Raw genomic sequence first — 20,560 nt, 5'->3', positions numbered from 1 at the left:
CCGCCGGAGGGCGTCCCGGAGAGCACGGGGCCCGCGGGGCTGAGCCGAACGGCGGAAGCGGGTAGCCTGGACCGCTAGGTCCTGGTACGCGTGGTCCGATCATGTGCGTGCGCGCAGGGCTCAAGGGCCGGCCGAGCACCCCCGCTCCGGGTCCCTCGTCCGCAGGTACATGGAGGCAGCCCGGTATGGCGACGACCGAAGCGTCGAACCCCTCGCTGGTGCAGAAACTGCGCGGCCTGTCGGGCGAGGTGGTGAAGTTCGGCTTCGTCGGCCTCAGCGGCGTGGTGGTCAACTTCGCCGTCTTCTGGATCTGCATCAACGGCCTGCACCTGGCGTCCCTGCGCTCCAACATCGCCGCGACGCTGGTCGCGATCGCCACCAACTACCTCGGCTACCGCTACTGGCTGTACCGGGACCGCGACGCCGCCTCCCGCAAGCGCGAGATCACGCTCTTCCTGCTGTTCAGCGGCGCCGGGATGCTCATCGAGACCGGCGTGCTGGGCTTCTCCGTGTACGTGCTGGGCCTCGACTCGCACTTCGAGCAGCTGGCCGCCAAGGTGGCCGGCCTCGCGGTGGCCACGGTGTTCCGCTTCATCTCGTACCGGACCTGGGTGTTCACGGCCATCCCCGAGCCGGAGGCCGCCCAGGAGCCCGGCAGCGGGCTGGCGGCGCAGGCCGAACTCATGCTGGCCGCCGAGGAGATCCGGTACGCCAAGGCCGAGTAGCCGCCCGCTTGCCGCACCCCTGCTCCCAAGAGGACAGTGGTTACCGAGGGCGAGCACGGCCGGCGGACGATCGAGGCCACGGGGGGACCCAGGAGGCTCGCCATGGCGTTCGTCCAGATCATCGACTGCAAGACCGACAGGTTGGACGACCTCAACCGGCTCATGGACAGCTGGGCCGAGCAGACCAGGGGCAGGCGGACCGCCGGCCACGCGGTGGTCGCCACGGACCGCTCCGACACCAAGCACGTCGTGGAGATCGTGGAGTTCGCCTCGTACGAGGAGGCTATGAAGAACTCCCACCTGCCCGAGACCGACCGGATCTTCCGGGAGATGGTCGCGCTCTGCGAAGAGCCGCCGACCTTCACCGACCTGGACGTGGTCCGCGACACGCAGTTCAACAAGGCCGCCGCGACCCGCCTGCTGGAGGAGATCTCCAGGGGCAACCTCGGCGTGATCGACGAGCTCATGACCTCCGACTACTGCGACCGCGACTACGGCAGCGAGGGTGAGGCGGTCGGCCCGGCCGCGTTCAAGGAGCGCTGCGGCGGCTACGTCGGAGCCTTCGACTTCACCTTCGCGATCGAGAGCCAGATCGCCGAGGGCGACGAGGTCGCCACCCGGTGGACCTGGCACGCCACGCAGAAGGCCGACTTCATGGGAGTGCCGTCCACCGGCAAGTCGGTGGTCGGGCGCGGGACGACGACCTTCCGCTTCCGGGACGGCATGATCTGCGAAGGCTGGTGGCAGTGGGACGTGATGAGTCTTATGCGCCAGCTCGGGGTGAAGCCCGGCTGAACCCAGCGCCGCACCGGCCGTCCCTGCGGCTTCGCCCCAGGCTGCGCCAGTCGTCCCTGCGGCTCCGCCCCAGGCTGCGCTAGTCGTCCCTGCGGCTCCGCCCCAGGCTGCGCTAGTCGTCCCTGCGGCTCCGCCCCAGGCTGCGCTAGTCGTCCCTGCGGCTTCGCCCCAGGAAGAGCGCGAACACCGCCGGCTTCAGCGACAGCAGTTCGAGCCGGCCGCCGTCCGCCTCCGCGAGGTCGCGGGCGACGGCCAGGCCGATGCCGGTCGAGTTGCGCCCGCTGACCGCGCGCTCGAAGACCCGGTTGCCCAGCTCCGGCGGCACCCCGGCGCCCTCGTCCTGCACCTCGACCACCACGGACGTCCCGGACGGCCGCACCCGCAGCGTGATCGTCCCGGCGCCGTGCATCAGCGAGTTCTCGATCAGGGTGGCGAGCACCTGTGCCACCGTCCCCGGGGTGCCGACCGCGGTGACCCCGCGCAGGCCCTCCAGCTGGAGCACCCGGCCGGTGCCGCGCAGCGACGGGCCCCACTCCTCCACCTGCTGCTTGACCACGTCGTCCAGGTCGAAGGCGACGGCGGTGGGGCTGCGCGGGTCGCGCTGGGTGGTGAGCAGCCGCTGGACGACGTCGGTGAGCCGCTCGACCTGCTGGAGGGCGATGGTCGCCTCCTCCTTGACGGTCTCCGGCTCCTCGGCGACCGCGGTGATCTCCTCCAGCCGCATGGAGAGTGCGGTGAGCGGGGTGCGCAGCTGGTGCGAGGCGTCGGCGGCGAGCCGGCGTTCGGCGGTGAGCATCCGGGCGATCCGCTCGGCGCTGACGTCCAGCACCTCGGCGACCCGGTCGAGCTCGGGCACCCCGTAGCGGCGGTCGCGCGGGCGGGGGTCGCCGGAGCCGAGCCGTTCGGCGGTCTCGGCGAGGTCGGTGAGCGGGCGGGCGAGCCGCTTGGCCTGCCAGACGGCGAGGGCGACGGCGGCCTGGACGGCGAGCAGGGCGACCACGCCGAGCAGCAGCAGCATGTTGGCGATCTCGTGGTCGACCGCCTCCCGGGACTGCTCGACGGTGACGGTCTCACCGCTGGCGCCCTGCTCGACGGCCTTCAGCAGGTGGTTCCCGGCCGGCCGCTCGCCGCTGGAGACGGGGGTCTGGCCGGGGATGTCCACCTCGACGTACTGGCCGTCGGTGACCTGGTTGGCGAACTTGTCGCCGGTGACCGGCTCGCCCGCGGCGAGCCGGTTCTCCACCAGGGCCAGGACCCGGACGGCGGCGGCGTCCACCCGGTCCTGGGCCGAGTTGACGATGGTGCGCTTCTCGACCAGGGCGAGCGGTACGCAGAACACCACGACCACCACCAGGACGACGCCCAGCAGCGAGTTGATCATCCGGCGTTTCACGCTGCCGCTCCCCGTGGTGTTGCGAACCCCCTGCGGGGGATGGATCCGTGTCGCGGCTAATTCTTCTCGAAGCGGAAGCCGACCCCGCGCACGGTGGCGATGTAGCGGGGGTTGGCCGCGTCGTCGCCGAGCTTCTTGCGCAGCCACGAGATGTGCATGTCCAGCGTCTTGGTCGAGGTCCACCAGGTGGTGTCCCAGACCTGGCGCATGATCTCCTCGCGGGTGACCACCCGGCCGGCGTCCCGGACCAGCACCCGCAGCAGCTCGAACTCCTTGGCGGAGAGGGTGAGCTCCTCCTCGCCGAGCCAGGCGCGGTGCGACTCGATGTCGATCTTCACCCCGTGCGCGCCGGTGGTGAGCTGGTCGACGTTGCCGCGCCGGAGCAGGGCGCGGACCCGGGCCAGCAGCTCGGCGAGGCGGAAGGGCTTGGTGACGTAGTCGTCGGCTCCGGCGTCCAGGCCGACCACGGTGTCCACCTCGTCGGCGCGGGCGGTGAGCACCAGGACGGGGCAGCTCTTGCCGTCGGCACGCAGGCGGCGGCAGACCTCCAGGCCGTCCATCTCCGGCAGGCCGAGGTCGAGGACGACGAGGTCGACCTCCTCGGTGAGTCCGGCGGCCAGTGCGGTCGGACCGTCCTCGCGGACGAGCACCTCATAGCCCTCGCGTCGCAGGGCCCTGGCGAGCGGTTCGGAGATCGCCGGATCGTCCTCGGCGAGCAGCACACAGGTCATGTGGTGATGGTAGTCGGCCGGGGTAACCCCTTTGGCGCTGTGAGCTAGTTCACAGAGCGTGATCGTTATACGGACGGCGATCACCGCTCAACGACCATGCCCCGACCGCCTGTTCGGCGAAGATTCTACGCTTCGATCTTGAAACCGAAGGATTTAAGTCGCCCCTACCATGGATTAGCCAGGCGGATCTGTCGCGGGCTTTACCATCGCCATACCTAATTGGTGTCTTTTGTCAGCTGATGACGCCAAATATCGCCACGTAGAGTGGTTCCGTCCACGTCCGCCGCCACCCCCCTTGGCGGACGCCGTCAGGCAAGGAACCCCTACACATGGCGTCTACGACCCTGGACGCCGGCCTCCGGCCGGCCTCTCCCAGCGGCAAGACCTTCCTCGGGCACCCCCGTGGACTCGCCACTCTCTTCATGAGCGAGATGTGGGAGCGCTTCAGCTACTACGGCATGCGCGCCCTGCTGGTCCTCTACATGACGGCCTCCGTCGCTGAGGGCGGCCTCGGCATGAAGGCGGCCGTCGCCGCCGCCGTCTACAGCGTGTACACGGCCATGGTCTACCTGCTCGCCCTGCCGGGCGGCTGGATCGCGGACCGCTTCCTCGGCGCCCGCAAGACCGTGGCGGTCGGCGGCTCGATCATCATGATCGGCCACTTCCTGCTGGCGATCCCGGCCGGCGTCTCGTTCTTCGTCGGCCTCGCGTTCATCGCGATCGGCTCCGGCCTGCTCAAGGCGAACATCTCGACGATGGTCGGCCACCTCTACGACGGGCCGAACGACCCGCGTCGCGACGGTGGCTTCACGATCTTCTACATGGGCATCAACCTCGGTGCCTTCGCCGCCCCGCTGGTCATCGGCACCGTCGGCCAGAGCGTCAACTGGCACCTCGGGTTCGCCCTCGCCGGCGTCGGCATGGCACTCGGCCTCGGCCAGTTCCTGCTCGGCACCCGTCACCTGAGCGCCAAGAGCGACGTGGTGACCTCGCCGATCTCGGCGTCCGAGAAGAGCGCGATCTTCAAGAAGGCCGGCATCTGGCTCGCCGTGGCCACGGTGTTCTACGCCGTCGTCGCGCTGACCGGTCACTTCACCATCAACTGGGCGATCTGGCCGCTGTCGATCGCGGGCATCGCGATCCCGGTGTTCGTCTTCGCCAAGGTGAAGCGCGACAAGGACCTCGACGAGACCGAGCAGTCCCGGATGAGCGGCTACATCTGGTTCTTCGTCGCCGCCGCCGTGTTCTGGATGATCTACGACCAGTCCGGCTCGACGCTGAGCATCTTCGCGGACGAGAACACCTCGTCCACGCTGTTCGGGTTCGACTTCCCGTCGACCTGGTTCCAGTCGCTGAACCCGCTGTACATCATGGCGCTGGCCCCGGTCTTCGCCTGGCTCTGGGTGTCCCTGTCCCGCAAGGCCAAGAACCCCAGCACCACCATGAAGTTCGCCTTCGGTCTGCTGATGATCGGCGCGTCCTTCCTGGTCATGATGATGGCGATGGCCGCCGCCGCGGGCGGCACCAAGGTCACCCCGCTCTGGCTGGCCCTGGTCTACCTGGTCCAGACCGTCGGCGAGCTGACCCTCTCCCCGGTCGGCCTCTCCGTCACCACCAAGCTGGCCCCGGCGAAGTACGCCAGCCAGATGATGGGTGTCTGGTTCCTCGCCGTCACCGCCGGTGACTGCGTCGCGGCGATCTTCCAGCTGGTCCTGGGCGACAAGGTCGTCGGCTCCACCGGGTACTTCGCGGTCCAGGGCGCCATGGCCATCGTGGCCGGCATCGGGCTCGCGCTGTACCGCAAGAAGGTCGTGAAGCTGATGGGCGACGTGCACTGACGCCCAGCCGACCTGGCACTGGCTCCGGGGCCGGTGCGGATTCCTGAGATCCGCACCGGCCCCGGCCGTGTTTCCGGGCGCGCCCGCACCGCGGCACCCGCACCGGGCCCGCCCGGCCGGGAAGGCCCGTTTCCCGGGCGCGCCCGGCCCCTTTCTGCCTACGGTGTCCGGATGCCGACCGACACCCTCCCCCGCCAGCTCGCCCGCACCCGCCGCTTCACCCTGGGCGCCCCCGCCCACCCGGCCGTCTCCGCCGACGGCCGCACCGTGCTGTTCCTGCGCAGCCGGGCCGGCGACGACCCGGTCGGCTGCCTCTGGGCGCTGGACACCGCCACCGGCGGGGAGCGGCTGGTCGCCGATCCCGCGGCGCTCGGCGAGCCCGGCGGCGAAGTCCCCGAGGCCGAGCGCATCCGCCGCGAACGGGCCCGGGTGCTGGGCACCGGCATCACCTCCTTCAGCACCGACGCCGCCGGCCGGCTCGCCGCCTTCGCCCTCGGCGGCGCACTCTGGCTCGCCGACACCGCCGACGGCACCGTCCGGCGCGTCCCCACCGGCACCGAGGTGTACGACCCTCGCCTCGACCCGGCCGGCCGCCGGATCGCCTACGCCGGCGGCGGCGCCCTGCGCGTGGTCGGGACGGACGGCACCGACGACCGCGCGCTCGCCGAACCCGAGGCGGAGGAGGTGGCGTACGGGGTCGCCGACCACGTCGCCGCCGAGTCGATGTTCCGCACCCGCGGCCACTGGTGGTCCCCGGACGGTGCCGGGCTGCTCGCCGCCCGGGTCGACAACCGTCCGCTGAGCCGTCTCCACCTCGCCGACCCGGCCGACCCGCAGCAGCGGCCGCGCGTCATCCGCTACCCGCTGGCCGGCACCGCCAACGCGGACGTCTCGCTCTGGCTGCTCGGCCTCGACGGCAGCCGTACCGAGGTCCGCTGGGACCGGGCGGCGTACGAGTACCTGCCCGCCGCCGGCTGGGACGGCCACGGCCCGTACGCCGCCGTGCAGAGCCGCGACCAGCGCACCGTCCGCACGCTCGCGATCGGCCCGGACGGCACCACCCGGCTGCTCGCCGAGCAGCGCGACGAGCACTGGGTCGAGCTCGTCCCCGGCCTGCCGGCCCGCACCGCGGACGGCGCACCGGTCGGCTCAGCCGACCACGGCGACACCCGGCACCTCACCGTCGACGGCAGGCCCGTCACCCCGGACGGGCTCCAGCTGCGCGCGGTGCTCGGGACCGACGGCGAGCGGGTGCTGTTCACCGCCACCGACGAGCCCACCGAGACCCACCTGTGGTGCTACGACCCCGCCGACGGCCTCCGGCGACTGAGCGACGGACCCGGCCTCCACACCGGCGTGCTGCGCGGCGGCACGCTCGTCCTCACCACCCGGCTGCCCGGAGCCCCTGCCGGCCGGACCACCGTCCGGCGCGACGGGCGGCCGACGCTCCCGGTGACCTCGTACGCGCAGCCGCCCGTCCTCGCCGCACACCCCGAACCGCTCCGCCTCGGCCCGCGCGACCTGCGCGCCGCGCTCTTTCTGCCGGCCGGCCACCGCCCCGGGGACGGCCCGCTGCCCGTCCTCCTCGACCCGTACGGCGGGTCCGCGCTGCAGAAGGTCACCACCGGCGGCGCCTGGTGGGACCTCGTCTCGCAGTGGTTCGCCGACCAGGGCTTCGCCGTCCTGGCCGTCGACGGCCGCGGCACCCCGGGGCGCGGCCCCCGCTGGGAGAAGGAGATCTTCGGGGACAAGGCCACGCCCGCCCTGGAGGACCAGGTCGAGGCCCTGCACGCGGCCGCCCGCCTGCGGCCCGGGCTGCTCGACCTCGACCGGGTCGCCATCCGCGGCTGGTCCTACGGCGGCTACCTCGCCGCGCTCGCCGTCCTGCGGCGCCCGGACGTCTTCCACGCCGCCGTCGCCGGGGCGGCCCCCACCGACCAGCGGCTCTACGACACCCACTGGCAGGAGCGTTTCCTCGGCCACCCGGACGAGCACCCCGGGCGCTACGACGCCTGCTCGCTGATCGGTGACGCACCCGCCCTGCGCCGACCGCTGCTGCTGGTCCACGGCCTCGCCGACGACAACGTGTTCCCCGTGCACGCCCTGCGGCTCTCCGGCGCCCTGCTCGCCGCCGGCCGTCCGCACGAGCTCCTGCCGCTCAGCGGCACCACCCACACTCCCGCCGACGAGGTGGTGGCGGAGAACCTCCACCACCACCAGCTGGAGTTCCTGAGGCGTTCCCTGGGCCTCTCCTGACCGGCGCTCCCCCGCGCCCCGCCCGGGGCGCGGGGGCTGCGGCTCAGACCTCCCGCACGCCCGCCCGCCAGACCGCCGCCGTCAGCGGCACGCCCGGCCGGTAGGCGAGGTGGACGTGCGAGGGCGCGTCCAGCAGCTGGAGGTCGGCCCGGGCGCCCACCGACACCGTCCCGACGTCCGAGCGCCGCAGCGCGTGCGCACCGCCCGCGGTGGCGGCCCAGACCGCCTCGTCCGGCGTCATCCCCATCTCCCGCACCGCGACCGCGATGCAGAACGCCATCGAACTGGTGAAGCTGGAGCCGGGGTTGCAGTCAGTCGAGAGCGCGACCACGGCGCCCGCGTCGAGCAGCCGGCGTGCGTCCGGGTAGGCGGCGCGGGTGGAGAACTCCGCGCCGGGCAGCAGGGTGGCCACCGTCGCCGAACCGGCCAGCGCGGCCACGTCCTCGTCCGTCAGGTGGGTGCAGTGGTCGGCGGAGGCCGCCCCCAGCTCGACGGCGAGCTGCACGCCCGGTCCGTAGGAGAGCTGGTTGGCGTGCACCCGGGGGGTGAGCCCGCGCTCGATCCCGGCGGTCAGGACGGCCCGCGCCTGGTCGCCGTCGAAGGCGCCGTTCTCGCAGAACACGTCGACCCAACGGGCGTACGGCGCACAGGCGTCCAGCATGTCCCCGGTGACCAGGTCGACGTAGCCGGCCGGGTCGTCGGCGTACTCCGGGGCGACGACGTGGGCGCCGAGGTAGGTGGTCTCGGGGGTGTAGGAGGCGGCGATCCGCAGCGCCCGGGCCTCGTCCTGGACGGTCAGCCCGTAGCCCGACTTGCACTCGATCGCGGTGGTGCCCTGCCGCAGTGCCTCGCGGACGAACCGGGCCAGGTTGGCGTCGAGTTCGGCGTCGCTCGCGGCCCGGGTGGCGGCCACCGTGGTGCGGATGCCCCCGGCGCTGTACGACTGGCCGGACATCCGGGCGTTGAACTCGGCGGTGCGGTCCCCCGCGAAGACCAGGTGGGCATGCGAGTCGACGAAGCCCGGCAGCAGCGCCCGGCCCGCCGCGTCGAAGCGCTCGTCGGCGGCCGGTGCCCCGGCGGCCGGGCCGACCCAGGCGATCGTGCCGTCGTCGACCACCACGGCCGCGTCGGTGAGCAGGCCGAGCGGCCCGGTACCGTGCGCGGGGTCGTTGGTGACCAGGCTTCCGATGCCGGTGATCAGGGTGCTCGGCATACCGGCGGTCTTCGGGCTGCTCGGGGTGCTCACGTGGGACCTTTCACGAACGAAATGGACCCGGGGGCGGGCGGGATCGGTCCCCGCCCGCCCCCGGAGTTGAGGGAGGTTCGACGGCTCAGCAGCTCAGCGCGGCGATCGCCGAGTGCAGGGCCCCCGGGACGTCCGGCACCAGCTGGTGCACCCCGTCCCTGACCACGTGCCGGCCACCGACCACCACGTGCCGCACGTCGGCGGCCGAGGCGGCGAACACCGCGATCTCGGCGCCGAGCCGGGGCGGCGGCCCCGCGGTGCGCACCGAGTCCAGCGCGATCACGGTGAAGTCGGCCAGCGAGCCGGCCTCGACCCGCCCGGCCTCCGGCCAGCCGAGCGAGGCGTGCCCGTCCTCCGTGCCGGCCCGCAGCAGCGCGTTCGCCGTCCAGTGCCCCCGGGTGCGGGTGCGCAGCCGCTCGTCCAGCTCCAGTGCCCGGGCCTCCTCGAACGGGTCGATGACGGCGTGGCTGTCGCTGCCGAGGGTGACCGGGCAGCCGGCCGAGGCCAGCTGGCGGGCCGGGCCGATGCCGTCCGCGAGGTCCCGCTCGGTGGTGGGGCACATGCAGATGACGGTCGAGGAGTCGGTGAGGAGCTTGACGTCCTCCTCGGTGAGGTGGGTGGCGTGCACGGCGGAAGTACGCGGCCCGAGGGCGCCGTGGTCGGCGAGCAGCCGGGTCGGGGTGACGCCGTGCGCGTTGAGGCAGGCGTCGTTCTCGGCGGTCTGCTCGGAGAGGTGGACGTGCAACGGGGCCTTGCGCATCGCCGACCAGTGCGCGACGGTGCCGAGCTGCTCGGCCGGTACCGCCCGCACCGAGTGGATCGCGGCGCCGATCCGGGCGTGCTCGCGCGGCTTCAGCGCGTCGGCGCGCTCGGCCCAGGCGTCGGCATCGCCGTCGCTGAACCGCAGCTGCGGCTTGGTCGGCTCGGCGCCGAAGCCGGAGGACAGGTAGCAGGTATCCAGCAGGGTGATCCGGATGCCGGCCCGGGACGCGGCCTCGATCAGCGCCTCGCCCATCGCGTTCGGGTCGTCGTAGCGGACGCCGCCGGGGGCGTGGTGCAGGTAGTGGAACTCCCCGACCGCGGTGATCCCGGCCAGCGCCATCTCGGCGTAGACGGCGGTGGCGAGCTCCAGGTAGCTGTCCGGGTCGAGCGCGGTGGCGAACCGGTACATGGTGTCGCGCCACGTCCAGAAGGTGCCGGAGCCGACCTGGACGTTGCCGCGCAGCGCCCGGTGGAAGGCGTGCGAGTGGGCGTTGGCCTGGCCGGGCAGCAGCAGCCCCTCCAGCCGGACGGCGCCGGGCGGGCAGGGCCCGCTGTCCGGCGTCACCCCGGTGATCCGGCCGCCGGCGCCGGTGGCGATCAGCACGTCCTGCTCGACCACCGGCCCGTTGACGTGCGGCAGCCAGGCGTACTGCGCCCAGTAGGTCACTGACACGCCAGGTCCTCCAGTACGTCGGCGAGAGCGGCGACGCCGGCCAGGCAGTCGGCCGTCTCGGCGTGTTCGGCCGGGGAGTGCGAGACACCGCTCGGGTTACGTACGAACAGCATGGCGGTCGGGACCGCCGATGCCAGGATTCCGGCGTCGTGTCCTGCGCCGGTGGGCAGCACCGGCACGCCGCCGGGGGTCCCGGTCCTGTTGAGCCGCCGGGCGAGCCGGTCGCGCAGCGGCCCGTCGAAGTCCACCACCGGGGTGTAGGACTCGCGGGTCAGCTGCACCCGGACGCCGTCGCGCTCGCCGCGCTCGTACGCGGCCCGCTCGATCTCCTCGACCAGCCCGGTGAGCGTCTCCTCGTCGGCGGCCCGGGAGTCCAGCCAGCCGCGGACCAGCGAGGCGATCGCGTTGGTGCCGTTGGGCTCGACGGCGACCTTGCCGAAGGTGGCCAGGGCGCCCGCCAGCTTCGCCTTCTTCCGCGCGGAGAGCACGGTGTTGGCGTAGGTGAGCATCGGGTCGCGGCGGTCCTCGATCCGGGTGGTGCCGGCGTGGTTGGCCTCGCCGTGGAAGTCGAACCGCCAGCGGCCGTGCGGCCAGATCGCGCTGGCCACGCCGACCGGCTGGTCCTCGGCCAGGTAGCGGCCCTGCTCGACGTGGAGTTCGACGAAGGCGCCGATCCGGGCCAGCCGGTCGCCGTCCGCGCCGATCGCGGCCGGGTCGTAGCCGGCCTTCTCCATCGCGTCGGGCAGCCGGACGCCGTCGGCGTCGCGCAGCTCGTACGCGGCCTCCCTGCCGAGCACGCCGGCGGTGAGGCGGGAGCCGATGCAGGCCACGCCGAACCGGGCACCCTCCTCGTCGCCGAAGTTGACGATCGCCAGCGGCCGGGTGAGCTCGGCGTTCCTGCTGCGCAGTTCGTCGAGCGCGGCGAAGGAGGAGACCACGCCGAGCGGGCCGTCGTAGGCACCGCCGTCCGGGACGGAGTCCAGGTGGGAGCCGGTGACGACCGCGCCGCCGGCGGCCGGGTCGCCGAGCCAGGCCCACTGGTTGCCGTTGCGGTCCAGCTCGTAGGTCAGGCCGCGCTTGCGGGCCTGCTCCTCGAACCAGGCCCGGCACTCGGCGTCCGCGGAGTTCCAGGCGAAGCGGCGGTAGCCGCCGGAGGCGGCGGAGCGGCCCACGGGGAGCAGCTCCGCCCACATCTCTTCGAAGCTCACAGCTCACCCATCGGGATGCGCACGCCGCGCTCGGCGGCGACCTCGTCGGCCCGGTCGTAGCCGGCGTCGACGTGCCGGATGACGCCCATGCCCGGGTCGTTGGTGAGCACCCGGCGGATCTTCTCGCCGGCCAGCGGGGTGCCGTCGGCCACCGTGACCTGGCCCGCGTGGATCGAGCGGCCGATGCCGACGCCGCCGCCGTGGTGGATGGAGACCCAGGACGCGCCGGAGGCGACGTTGACCATGGCGTTGAGCAGCGGCCAGTCGGCGATCGCGTCGGAGCCGTCCAGCATCGCCTCGGTCTCCCGGTACGGGGAGGCGACCGAGCCGCAGTCCAGGTGGTCGCGGCCGATCACGATCGGCGCGGACAGCTCGCCGGAGGCGACCATGTCGTTGAAGCGCTCGCCGGCCTTGTCGCGCTCGCCGTAGCCGAGCCAGCAGATGCGCGCCGGAAGGCCCTGGAAGTGCACCTTCTCCTGGGCCATCTTGATCCAGCGGTGCAGCGACTCGTTCTCCGGGAAGAGGTCGAGCACGGCCTTGTCGGTCTTGTGGATGTCCTGGGGGTCGCCGGACAGGGCGGCCCAGCGGAACGGGCCCTTGCCCTCGCAGAACAGCGGGCGGATGTACGCGGGGACGAAGCCGGGGAAGGCGAAGGCGCGGTCGTAACCGGCCAGCTGGGCCTCGCCGCGGATCGAGTTGCCGTAGTCGAACACCTCGGCGCCGCGGTCCTGGAAGCCGACCATCGCCTCGACGTGCTTGGCCATCGACTCACGGGAGCGCTGGGTGAACTCGGCGGGCTTCTCGGCCGCGTACGTCGCCATGTCGTCGAAGGCGACGCCGAGCGGCAGGTAGCTCAGCGGGTCGTGGGCGCTGGTCTGGTCGGTGACGATGTCGATCGGCGCGTCCATCGCGAGCAGCTGCGGGAACAGCTCGGCGGCGTTGCCCAGCAGGCCGATGGAGAGCGGCTGCTTCTTGTCGCGGGCGGCGGTGGCCAGCTCCAGCGCGTGCGAGAGGTTCTTGGCCTCGACGTCCAGGTAGCGGTGCTCGATGCGGCGGGAGATCCGGGACGGGTCGCAGTCGATGCAGATCGCCACGCCGCCGTTCATGGTGACGGCCAGCGGCTGGGCGCCGCCCATCCCGCCGAGGCCGGCGGTGAGGGTGATCGTCCCCTCCAGCGTGCCGTTGAACCGCTTGTTGGCGACGGCCGCGAAGGTCTCGTAGGTGCCCTGGAGGATGCCCTGGGTGCCGATGTAGATCCACGACCCGGCGGTCATCTGCCCGTACATGGTGAGCCCGAGGCTCTCCAGCCGGCGGAACTCCTCCCAGTTGGCCCAGTCGCCGACCAGGTTGGAGTTGGCGATCAGGACCCGCGGCGCCCACTCGTGCGTCTGCATGACGCCGACCGGCCGCCCGGACTGGACCAGCATGGTCTCGTCCTGCTTCAGCCCCTGCAGCGTCTTCACCATGGCGTCGAAGGAACGCCAGTCGCGCGCCGCCTTGCCGGTGCCGCCGTAGACGACCAGCTTCGACGGGTGCTCGGCCACCTCGGGGTCGAGGTTGTTCATCAGCATCCGCAGGGCCGCCTCCTGCTGCCACCCCTGCGTCGTCAGCGCCGTACCTCGCGCCGCACGCACCTCACGCGGCCCGCTCGCCTGCTGCTGCACCATGTCACGGCCTCCCTGCGGATGAATTCATTCAGACTCTACTCGGCTGAATATATCCAATCATTCAGCTTCCGGCCAGACCTCGGAGCCATCCGATCAGCGCCCGCGCGTTCTGGCCCCGAGCGTTACCCTGAACCCGGCGAACACCAGCCACTCGGCCCAGCGCCGACGGACGGAGGACGCGATGACGGCCATCACCGTGCGCCCCGGGAGACTCCGTGACGCCGCCGAGGAGATCGAACGGAGCACCGGCCTCCGCGTGCAGATCATCGGAGGAACCCTGGTGATGTCCCCGGCCCGCCGCGGCAAGCACGCGGGGACCGTACGACGCCTACGCATCCAGCTTGACCCGCAGCTGCCCGCAGATCTGGGCGCCTACGAGGTGTCGTCCATCTACATGCCCGGCAACGACGAGGACTACGTCACTCCTGATCTGGTCGTCCTCCCGGTGGACTGGGACGAGGACGACGCGTGGCTGGCCGACCCCCACGAGGTCGCACTGGCCGTCGAGGTGATCTCCAACTCGGAAGGTGTGAGGAGTATCGCCACCAAGACCGACTGGTACGCCGGCGCGAGCGTGGCCGTCCTCCTTGCGGTCGACCCGCGCAACGGCACCTGGACGCTCTACACCCACCCGCGCGACGGCGCCTACCAGGGCGTGCTGCACGGGAAGTACGGCGAGCCCGTTCCGCTCGCCGCACCCCTGCCACCGGAGCTGCAGACCGCCTCGCTGCCGCTCTACGCCCCGCGCCGCTGACACACCCTCACGCCGCCGCGCCGCCGTCCCAGTCGATGCCGATCTCGGCGAGCCAGCGGCGGTCCTCGTCGTCGGGGGCGGCCGGGCGGGGCGGGCGGGGGATCTCCTGGACGGGGCCGAGGCCGTACCTCTCGGCCGCGGCGGCCGCGCCGGCGTCGGGTTCGATGACGCCGACATGGACGGCGCTCTCGTCACCCGGGTCGAGGACGGTGAGTTCGGGTCCGGGCAGACGGCGCAGGGTGACGCGGCGTCCGCAGGCGGGGCAGGACCATTCGTCGGCACCGGAGGCGAGCCGGCCGACGAACTTCATCTCGTGGATCACGCGCATGGCGGCACCCCCTGACAGGGTGATACCCGCTCTGGGCGGATCGGCAACGTGACGGTACGGTCACTGACGCGCGCACAAGCGCCGACACCGGGCGGGAACGATCGGGGAGGGGCCGCAATGGGCCGCGAGTGGAGCATCGAGGAGAGCGTCACGGTGGCGGCCGGGCCGGCCGCCGCCTACCGGGCCGTCAGCGAGGTGCGCCGGACGGGCGAGTGGAGCCCGGAGTGCCGCGCGGTCTGGGCCCGCCGGGGGTCGCTCCGGGCGGGCGAGCGGTTCGTCGGGTTCAACCGCCGCGGGCTCTTCGTCTGGTTCACCACCTGCCGGGTGACGGTCGCCGATCCGGACCGTGAATTCGCCTTCCGGGTCGACTCGTTCGGGATCCCGATCGCCGAGTGGGGCTACCGCTTCGCGGCGGACGGGAACGGCGGGACGACGGTCACCGAGTACTGGCGGGACCTGCGCACCGGGCGCAGCGCGCCGTTCGCCGAGCTGCTCGGCAAGGTCTTCACCGGGGTCTCCCCGGAGCGGCGGCCCGCGGCCAACCGGGCCGGCATGCGCGCCACCCTGGACCGGCTCCGGAACGCCCTCGCCGGCTGACCGTCCGGCCGCCGCCGGCCGCTCCGGGTCCCTTCTACTCCAGGCCCCTTCTACTCCAGGAAGAGACCGCGCGCCGCCGCCGACTGCTCGATCGCCTCCAACCGGGCCTCCGCACCGGGGAGTTCGTCGCACATGGTCTGCAGCAGCACCCGGCCGAGCATCATCGGCGCGCAGGCGGTGTCGAAGACGAGCCCGGTGCCGACGGCGGCCGGCAGCATCAGGTCGGAGAGCTTGGCGACCGGCGCGAACGCGCTGTCGGCGACGGTGAGGACGGTCAGCCCGCACTCCCGGGCCACCGCCAGGGCGTCCATCAGCTCGCGCGGGTAGCGCGGCAGCGCGAAGCAGAGCAGGGCGCTGGCGCCGGCCGCGGCGGCCTGTTCGAGCCGGTCGGCGAGCATGCTGCCGCCCTCGTCGAGGAGCCGGATGTCGGGGTGCACCTTGGCCGCGAAGTAGGCGAAGCCGCGGGCCTGGGCGGAGGCGGCCCGCAGGCCGAGGACGGGCAGCGGGCGGGAGGCGGCGAGGAGGCGGGCGGCGCGGGTGATCGGCTCGGGATCGGCGAGGAGGTCGGCGAGGAGCCGCAGGTGCTCGATCTCGGCGAGGACGGCCTGCTGGTGCTCGTTGCGGACGGCGTCGGCCGGGGTCTCGGGGGCGGCCGGCTCGCCCGCGCCGAGTTCGCGCAGCTGCCTGCGCAGCGCCGGGTAGCCGTCGTAGCCGAGGGCAACCGCGAAGCGGGTGACGGAGGGCTGGCTGACCCCGGCCAGTTCGGCGACCTCGACACTGGAGAGGAAGGGCGCCTCGGTGGCGTGCCGGACCAGCGAGTGCGCGATCCGGCGCTGGGTGGGGGTGAGCCGGTGGCCCTCGAAGAGCTGGAGCAGCCGGGCGGAGGGGCCGACCGTGCCGGTGTCGTCGGTGGCGGTCATCAGCGGTACCTCCGGGTGCGAGCTGTTCGGACGACGACTGTGCAGCAGTGCGCGGCCGCTGGCAAAGACGTCTCGTACGCCGGGACGCCGGATGAGACGTCCCGAGGGGCGGGACGGGCTTCCCCGGACCCTCGGGGTGACCCTGATTTCCCCCTGAGTCCGCCCGGATTACCGCGCGGACGGATGGACCGCGCAGGCCTCGCGGTCCCAGGCTGATAGCCATGAACACTCGCCAGGACGAACTGCGCCGCGACCTCGACGCCACCCTGCAGGCCCGCAAGGAACTCGGCAAGGAGTACGAGCCCGAGCTGGTCGACTCGTTCCTGACCCGCCTGGAGTCCCGGCTGGACGCCCGCCTCGACGCCCGGGTGGAGCGCCGGGTCGCCGAGCGGCTCGACGACTACGGGCCGGCCGAGCACCTGCGCCGCCGGAGCGGCCGCTCCGGCACGAGGCTGCCGATGGCCTCGCTGGTCCTGGGCATCCCGCTGACCGCCATCGCGACCAACGGCGGGAGCAACGGCTTCACCGGCCTCCTGGGCCTGGTGGTCTGCTGGACCGGGATCGTCGGGGTCAACGTCGCGGCCGCCCTGGGCAACCGGCGGGAGGACCGCCGGCCGAAGCAGCCGCGGAGCGAGTGGGACTGATCCCACCCGCCCCGCGACATCGTGCCTCGGCCGTCGGGCCCGGGCCGTCGGGCTCCGGCCGTCAGGCCAGCGGACCGGTAACCTGCTCGACCGCCTGCACCAGCGCGCCGGAGGCGACCAGCGCGGCGGCGGCCTCCAGGTCCGGCGAGAGGAAGCGGTCGCGGCCGGCGCCGCCGACCCCGGCCTCCCGGGCGGCGGCCATCGCCGCGGCGGTGGCGGGGGCCACCGTGCCGCTGGCGTCGGCCTGCTGGCGGATCTCCAGTGCGCGGGCGGCGGCGGTGAGTTCGACGGCGAGGATCCGGCCGAGGTTCTCGACCGCCTGGCGCAGCTTGCGGGCTGCGGACCAGCCCATCGAGACGTGGTCCTCCTGCATCGCCGAGGACGGGATCGAGTCGACCGAGGCCGGAACCGCGAGCCGCTTGTTCTCGCTGACCAGCGCCGCCTGGGTGTACTGGGCGATCATCAGGCCGGAGTCCACGCCCGGGTCGTCGGCCAGGAAGGCCGGCAGGCCGTGCGAGCGGGCCTTGTCGAGCAGCCGGTCGGTGCGGCGCTCGGAGATCGAGCCGAGGTCGGCGGCGGCGATGGCGAGGAAGTCCAGCACGTACGCGACCGGGGCGCCGTGGAAGTTGCCGTTGGACTCGACGCGGCCGTCCGGCAGCACCACCGGGTTGTCGACGGAGGCGGCCAGCTCGCGGGAGGCGACCAGCGCGGCGTGGGCCAGGGTGTCGCGCCCGGCGCCGGCGACCTGCGGGGCGCAGCGGATCGAGTAGGCGTCCTGGACGCGCGGCGCGTCGTCCTGGTGGTGGCCGGTGAGGCCGGAGTCCTTGAGGACGGCCAGCATGTTGGCGGCGGAGAGCGCCTGGCCGGGGTGCGGGCGGATCGGGGCGTGCAGCTCGGGGGCGAGCACCTTGTCGGAGCCGAGCAGCGCCTCCAGGGTCATCGCGGCGGTGATGTCGGCGGTGGTGAACAGGCGCTGGAGGTCGGCGATGGCCATCACCAGCATGCCGAGCATGCCGTCGGTGCCGTTGATGAGGGCCAGGCCCTCCTTCTCCAGCAGCTCGACCGGCTCGATGCCGGCCGCGGCGAGCAGCTCGCCGGCGGGCTTCTCGACGCCGTCGGGGCCGGTGGCCACGCCTTCGCCCATCAGGGCCAGCGCGCAGTGCGACAGCGGCGCGAGGTCGCCGGAGCAGCCGAGCGAGCCGAACTCGCGGACCACCGGGGTGATGCCGGCGTTGAGGATGGCGGCCATGGTCTGGGCGACGAGCGGGCGCACGCCGGTCCGGCCCGAGGCGAGCGTCTTCATCCGCAGGAAGATCAGCGCGCGGACCACCTCGCGCTCCACCGCCGGGCCCATGCCGGCGGCGTGCGAGCGCACCAGCGAGCGCTGGAGCTGGGCGCGCAGCTCGGGGCTGATGTGCCGGACGGCGAGTGCGCCGAAGCCGGTGGAGACGCCGTAGACGGGGCGCGGTTCGGCGGCGAGGGCGTCGATCCGGGCACGCGCGGTCGCCATCTCGGCGATCGCGTCGGGGCCGATCTCGACCTTGGCGTTGCCACGGGCGACGGCCAGCACGTCCTCGGCGCTGACGTCGGCCTTGCCGACCTGGACGAGCGGCGCGTGGGGGGCCGCAGCACTGTGCATATCCATATACACCATCACATCAGGTGAATGAAGATATGACAACCGCCTGCGCCCATTCGGTCTCCGCGGACGCTGCGCCGGTCAGCAGGATTTTCGGTTACCCCGGCCCGTGGCGCACGCTGTGGGGGTGACGAACGGCGCGGAGGTGGCGGGGCGATGACACGGGCGACGGCGCGACGGCGGGTCGTGCGACTGCGCGGGGACGTGCGCAGCGCGCGGCCGGACGCGCTCGCGGCGGAGGAGCCGCTGGAGATCCGGCTCGGCGGCGAGCCGCTCACGGTGACCATGCGCACCCCGGGGCAGGACTTCGACCTGGTGGCCGGCTTCCTGGTCGGCGAGGGGCTGGTCCACACGACGGACGGGCTGGCCGCGCTGCGCTACTGCGCCGGGACGGACGAGGCCGGCGCCAACACCTACAACGTGGTGGACGCGACGCTGCGCGGCGTCGGCACCGTCCCGCTCTCCGCCCACCGCAACCTGCTCACCACCAGCGCCTGCGGCCTCTGCGGCCGGGACACCGTGGACGCCGTCCGCACCCACGTCCGCCACCCCGTCGCGGACGATCCGCTGACCGTCCCGCCCGCCCTGCTGTACGGGCTGCCGGACGCCCTGCGGGCCGCGCAGCGCACCTTCGAGTCGACCGGCGGCCTGCACGCGGCCGGACTGTTCGACGGCACGACCGGCGAGCTGCTCTGCGCCCGTGAGGACGTCGGCCGGCACAACGCGGTGGACAAGGTGGTCGGCTGGGCGCTGCGCGCCGGGCGGCTGCCGCTGACCGGGCACGTGCTGCTGGTCAGCGGGCGGGCGTCGTTCGAGCTGACCCAGAAGGCGGCGCTGGCGGGCATACCGCTGCTGGCCGCCGTCTCGGCACCGTCCTCGCTCGCGGTTGACCTCGCCGAGGAGCTGGGCCTGACCCTGGTCGGCTTCCTGCGCGGCGAGGGCGCCAACGTCTACACCCGCCCGGACCGCATCACCGGCTAGCCGGTGACTTCGCAGGTGGGGTCTTAGGTTTCCAGCCAGCGGGGTCGGGTTTCGTCGATGCCGAGGAGTTCGAGCAGGTGTGCTTGGACTCCTCGGTTGATGAGGATGACGGGTGGGCTGGTCGCGGTGCCGGGTCGGAGCATGAGGCTGTCGAGGTGGTAGAGGATCATGCGGCCGGTGGGGCGGACCTTGCGGTTGTCGGGGTAGAGGCCGCCCATGGTCCGGTCGGGGCCCAGGGCCTGGCGGACCTGGCGTTCGATCAGGCAGAACACGAGTAGGGCCAGGCAGATGACGGTGATCAGGGCGGCGATGCGCCGGTTGTGTTCCAGGAAGATCGGGGCGACGGCGAGCGGGCCCTTGAAGTCGTTGTAGCGACGCTCGACGACGCCTTGGCCCTTGTAGCGCTTGAGGACCTCGGCGGCGTCGGCCTGCTCGGGAGTGAGCCGGGTGACCAGGGCGTACCAGCCGTCGGCGGCGGCCTCGGTGTCCAGGATGTCCTGATCGAAGTGCCAGGCCAGGGACGGGCGCCCGTCGGAATCGACGGTGACCCCGGTGCGCAGGCAGCTCGCGACCCGGCGGGTTTTGGCGATCACGCCGATGCGGGCCTCGACCTTGGCCGCGGTGTTGTAGAAGCGGCCGCCGGCCGAGCGCTGCAGTTTCTCCAGGTCTTCCGCGGCCCGGGCCAGGCGCTTGGCGCGGGCGGCCTGCTGGCCTTTGGCGTTGCCGGTGGAGTGGACCAGGATCCTGCGCAGCCGGTGCTGCGGGTCGCTCTTGCGTGGCCCGGTCATGACGTGGACGTCCTCCAGGACCCGGTAGGACTCCCGTTGGTCGGCGGGGGTGTTCCGCTCGCGGTCGCGGTCGTTGACGTAGTCGACCGGCCGGGCGGAGTGAAGGTCGAGGGCGGCGTAGACATCCGCCTTGACCTGGGCGGCCGGGAGCGGGGCGATGAAGTCGACCTTCGCGTCCAGCAGTGCGGTGATGTTCGGGTGGGAGACGAGTTTGGAGTCCGCGACGAGCAGGAAGTCCTTGCGCTCGGCGGTCTTCCGCAGGGCGTTCATCGCGCCGACGACCTGCGCGACCTCGCCCGCGCCGCCGTCGTAGACCCGGTGGAAGAGGGGGATCCCGCCGTCGCGGGTGACGGCCAGGCCGGCCTGGATCTGCTTCAGATCCACCCGCCGGTCCTTGGGGTGACCGTACCTGACCTGCGGAAAGCCCTCTTCCTGGTCCTCGTAGGCGCCGAACAGGGACATCGACGTCATGTCCCAGTGAATTTGGGCGGTGTCGATGCCGAATTCCGCGATGGCCTGCGCGCCGACGGAGCCGGTGATCTCCTCCAGATGCGGGGCGATCGCGTCGAGAGCGCGGGCGAGCCTGTCGTCGTTGAGCAGGTCCGGCTCGACGCC

18 protein-coding genes are annotated in these 20,560 nt (G+C 72.8%); 8 read left to right on the top strand and 10 right to left on the bottom strand.

Translation table 11 applies throughout. The annotated features are described in order from the left end of the window. The first annotated feature begins 185 nt into the window (after nt 1–185). Both C2142_RS23930 and C2142_RS23925 read left to right on the top strand, forming a co-directional pair. Nucleotides 186–725, top strand: a complete 540-nt coding sequence (locus C2142_RS23930) for a GtrA family protein (protein WP_148644535.1) — start codon at nt 186–188, stop codon at nt 723–725. A gap of 102 nt (nt 726–827) precedes the next feature. After that, nucleotides 828–1,520: an ester cyclase gene (locus C2142_RS23925; protein ID WP_148644534.1), complete on the top strand. Its 693-nt coding sequence runs from the start codon at nt 828–830 to the stop codon at nt 1,518–1,520. Between the two features lie 145 nt (nt 1,521–1,665). Here the strand turns inward: C2142_RS23925 and C2142_RS23920 are convergent, their stop codons facing one another. Continuing rightward, on the bottom strand, nt 1,666–2,913 hold the full coding sequence (locus C2142_RS23920) for an ATP-binding protein (RefSeq protein ID WP_148644533.1): 1,248 nt from the start codon (nt 2,911–2,913) through the stop codon (nt 1,666–1,668). Nucleotides 2,914–2,969: 56 nt separating this feature from the next. Next, a complete protein-coding gene (locus tag C2142_RS23915; RefSeq protein ID WP_030290974.1) occupies nt 2,970–3,644 on the bottom strand; it encodes a response regulator transcription factor in 675 nt (224 codons plus the stop codon). A 329-nt stretch (nt 3,645–3,973) separates the two neighbouring features. Here C2142_RS23915 and C2142_RS23910 point away from each other — a divergent pair, with 329 nt between their 5' ends. Together C2142_RS23910 and C2142_RS23905 are read left to right on the top strand one after the other, a co-directional pair. Beyond that, the gene (locus tag C2142_RS23910) at nt 3,974–5,482 is read left to right on the top strand and encodes an oligopeptide:H+ symporter (protein WP_148644532.1); all 1,509 of its coding nucleotides are present in this window, start codon (nt 3,974–3,976) and stop codon (nt 5,480–5,482) included. A gap of 171 nt (nt 5,483–5,653) precedes the next feature. Next, on the top strand, nt 5,654–7,738 hold the full coding sequence (locus tag C2142_RS23905) for a prolyl oligopeptidase family serine peptidase (protein ID WP_148644531.1): 2,085 nt from the start codon (nt 5,654–5,656) through the stop codon (nt 7,736–7,738). 43 nt (nt 7,739–7,781) lie between these two features. On the opposite strand, the gene hutI is transcribed toward C2142_RS23905, so the two are convergent. The 4 genes from hutI to hutU form a co-directional block, all read right to left on the bottom strand. After that, entirely contained in the window at nt 7,782–8,951 is a 1,170-nt protein-coding gene (gene hutI, locus C2142_RS23900; protein WP_148644984.1) for an imidazolonepropionase, read from the bottom strand. A gap of 118 nt (nt 8,952–9,069) precedes the next feature. Next, a complete protein-coding gene (locus tag C2142_RS23895; RefSeq protein ID WP_148644530.1) occupies nt 9,070–10,419 on the bottom strand; it encodes a formimidoylglutamate deiminase in 1,350 nt (449 codons plus the stop codon). Further along, nucleotides 10,410–11,612: an allantoate amidohydrolase gene (locus C2142_RS23890; protein WP_148644983.1), complete on the bottom strand. Its 1,203-nt coding sequence runs from the start codon at nt 11,610–11,612 to the stop codon at nt 10,410–10,412. The genes C2142_RS23895 and C2142_RS23890 overlap by 10 nt, the downstream gene beginning before the upstream one ends. 11 nt (nt 11,613–11,623) lie before the next feature. Further along, entirely contained in the window at nt 11,624–13,294 is a 1,671-nt protein-coding gene (gene hutU / locus C2142_RS23885) for a urocanate hydratase (RefSeq protein ID WP_148644529.1), read from the bottom strand. Between the two features lie 181 nt (nt 13,295–13,475). On the opposite strand from hutU, the gene C2142_RS23880 reads away from it, so the two are divergent. Continuing rightward, complete coding sequence (locus C2142_RS23880) at nt 13,476–14,048, top strand: Uma2 family endonuclease (RefSeq protein WP_148644528.1); 573 nt, start codon at nt 13,476–13,478, stop codon at nt 14,046–14,048. A 7-nt stretch (nt 14,049–14,055) separates the two neighbouring features. Here C2142_RS23880 and C2142_RS23875 read toward each other — a convergent pair whose 3' ends face one another. Next, the gene (locus C2142_RS23875) at nt 14,056–14,376 is read right to left on the bottom strand and encodes a hypothetical protein (protein ID WP_148644527.1); all 321 of its coding nucleotides are present in this window, start codon (nt 14,374–14,376) and stop codon (nt 14,056–14,058) included. Nucleotides 14,377–14,493: 117 nt separating this feature from the next. Here C2142_RS23875 and C2142_RS23870 point away from each other — a divergent pair, with 117 nt between their 5' ends. Further along, nucleotides 14,494–14,973 carry an SRPBCC family protein gene (locus tag C2142_RS23870; protein ID WP_148644526.1) on the top strand — a complete coding sequence of 160 codons (480 nt, stop codon included), beginning with the start codon at nt 14,494–14,496 and terminating at the stop codon, nt 14,971–14,973. A gap of 50 nt (nt 14,974–15,023) precedes the next feature. Here the strand turns inward: C2142_RS23870 and C2142_RS23865 are convergent, their stop codons facing one another. Continuing rightward, entirely contained in the window at nt 15,024–15,893 is an 870-nt protein-coding gene (locus C2142_RS23865) for a MurR/RpiR family transcriptional regulator (RefSeq protein ID WP_148644525.1), read from the bottom strand. Between the two features lie 221 nt (nt 15,894–16,114). Between C2142_RS23865 and C2142_RS23860 the strand changes: the two genes are divergently transcribed. After that, nucleotides 16,115–16,537 (top strand): hypothetical protein, encoded by a 423-nt coding sequence (locus C2142_RS23860; RefSeq protein ID WP_148644524.1) that lies wholly within the window; start codon nt 16,115–16,117, stop codon nt 16,535–16,537. Between the two features lie 61 nt (nt 16,538–16,598). On the opposite strand, the gene hutH is transcribed toward C2142_RS23860, so the two are convergent. Next, complete coding sequence (gene hutH / locus C2142_RS23855) at nt 16,599–18,176, bottom strand: histidine ammonia-lyase (RefSeq protein ID WP_148644982.1); 1,578 nt, start codon at nt 18,174–18,176, stop codon at nt 16,599–16,601. Between the two features lie 156 nt (nt 18,177–18,332). On the opposite strand from hutH, the gene fdhD reads away from it, so the two are divergent. Beyond that, nucleotides 18,333–19,157, top strand: a complete 825-nt coding sequence (fdhD, locus tag C2142_RS23850) for a formate dehydrogenase accessory sulfurtransferase FdhD (RefSeq protein WP_148644523.1) — start codon at nt 18,333–18,335, stop codon at nt 19,155–19,157. A gap of 23 nt (nt 19,158–19,180) precedes the next feature. On the opposite strand, the gene C2142_RS23845 is transcribed toward fdhD, so the two are convergent. Continuing rightward, nucleotides 19,181–20,560: IS1634 family transposase (locus tag C2142_RS23845; RefSeq protein ID WP_148644981.1), on the bottom strand; the 1,380-nt coding region annotated here is incomplete at its 5' end.

It is taken from the genome of Streptomyces sp. CB01881 (genome assembly GCF_002953255.1).
Lineage (GTDB): Bacteria > Actinomycetota > Actinomycetes > Streptomycetales > Streptomycetaceae > Kitasatospora.
Note: the sequence above shows the minus strand (reverse complement) of the source record. Positions and strands in the feature narration are given on the sequence as shown.

Bases quoted from the DNA above. Each gene is read 5' to 3' on its own strand.
- C2142_RS23930 (WP_148644535.1), top strand. From the start codon at position 186: ATGGCGACGACCGAAGCGTCGAACCCCTCGCTGGTGCAGAAACTGCGC.
- C2142_RS23925 (WP_148644534.1), top strand. From the start codon at position 828: ATGGCGTTCGTCCAGATCATCGACTGCAAGACCGACAGGTTGGACGAC.
- C2142_RS23915 (WP_030290974.1), bottom strand. From the start codon at position 3,644: ATGACCTGTGTGCTGCTCGCCGAGGACGATCCGGCGATCTCCGAACCG.
- C2142_RS23910 (WP_148644532.1), top strand. From the start codon at position 3,974: ATGGCGTCTACGACCCTGGACGCCGGCCTCCGGCCGGCCTCTCCCAGC.
- C2142_RS23905 (WP_148644531.1), top strand. From the start codon at position 5,654: ATGCCGACCGACACCCTCCCCCGCCAGCTCGCCCGCACCCGCCGCTTC.
- hutI (WP_148644984.1), bottom strand. From the start codon at position 8,951: ATGCCGAGCACCCTGATCACCGGCATCGGAAGCCTGGTCACCAACGAC.
- C2142_RS23890 (WP_148644983.1), bottom strand. From the start codon at position 11,612: ATGTGGGCGGAGCTGCTCCCCGTGGGCCGCTCCGCCGCCTCCGGCGGC.
- hutU (WP_148644529.1), bottom strand. From the start codon at position 13,294: ATGGTGCAGCAGCAGGCGAGCGGGCCGCGTGAGGTGCGTGCGGCGCGA.
- C2142_RS23880 (WP_148644528.1), top strand. From the start codon at position 13,476: ATGACGGCCATCACCGTGCGCCCCGGGAGACTCCGTGACGCCGCCGAG.
- C2142_RS23875 (WP_148644527.1), bottom strand. From the start codon at position 14,376: ATGCGCGTGATCCACGAGATGAAGTTCGTCGGCCGGCTCGCCTCCGGT.
- C2142_RS23870 (WP_148644526.1), top strand. From the start codon at position 14,494: ATGGGCCGCGAGTGGAGCATCGAGGAGAGCGTCACGGTGGCGGCCGGG.
- C2142_RS23865 (WP_148644525.1), bottom strand. From the start codon at position 15,893: ATGACCGCCACCGACGACACCGGCACGGTCGGCCCCTCCGCCCGGCTG.
- C2142_RS23860 (WP_148644524.1), top strand. From the start codon at position 16,115: ATGAACACTCGCCAGGACGAACTGCGCCGCGACCTCGACGCCACCCTG.
- hutH (WP_148644982.1), bottom strand. From the start codon at position 18,176: ATGCACAGTGCTGCGGCCCCCCACGCGCCGCTCGTCCAGGTCGGCAAG.
- fdhD (WP_148644523.1), top strand. From the start codon at position 18,333: ATGACACGGGCGACGGCGCGACGGCGGGTCGTGCGACTGCGCGGGGAC.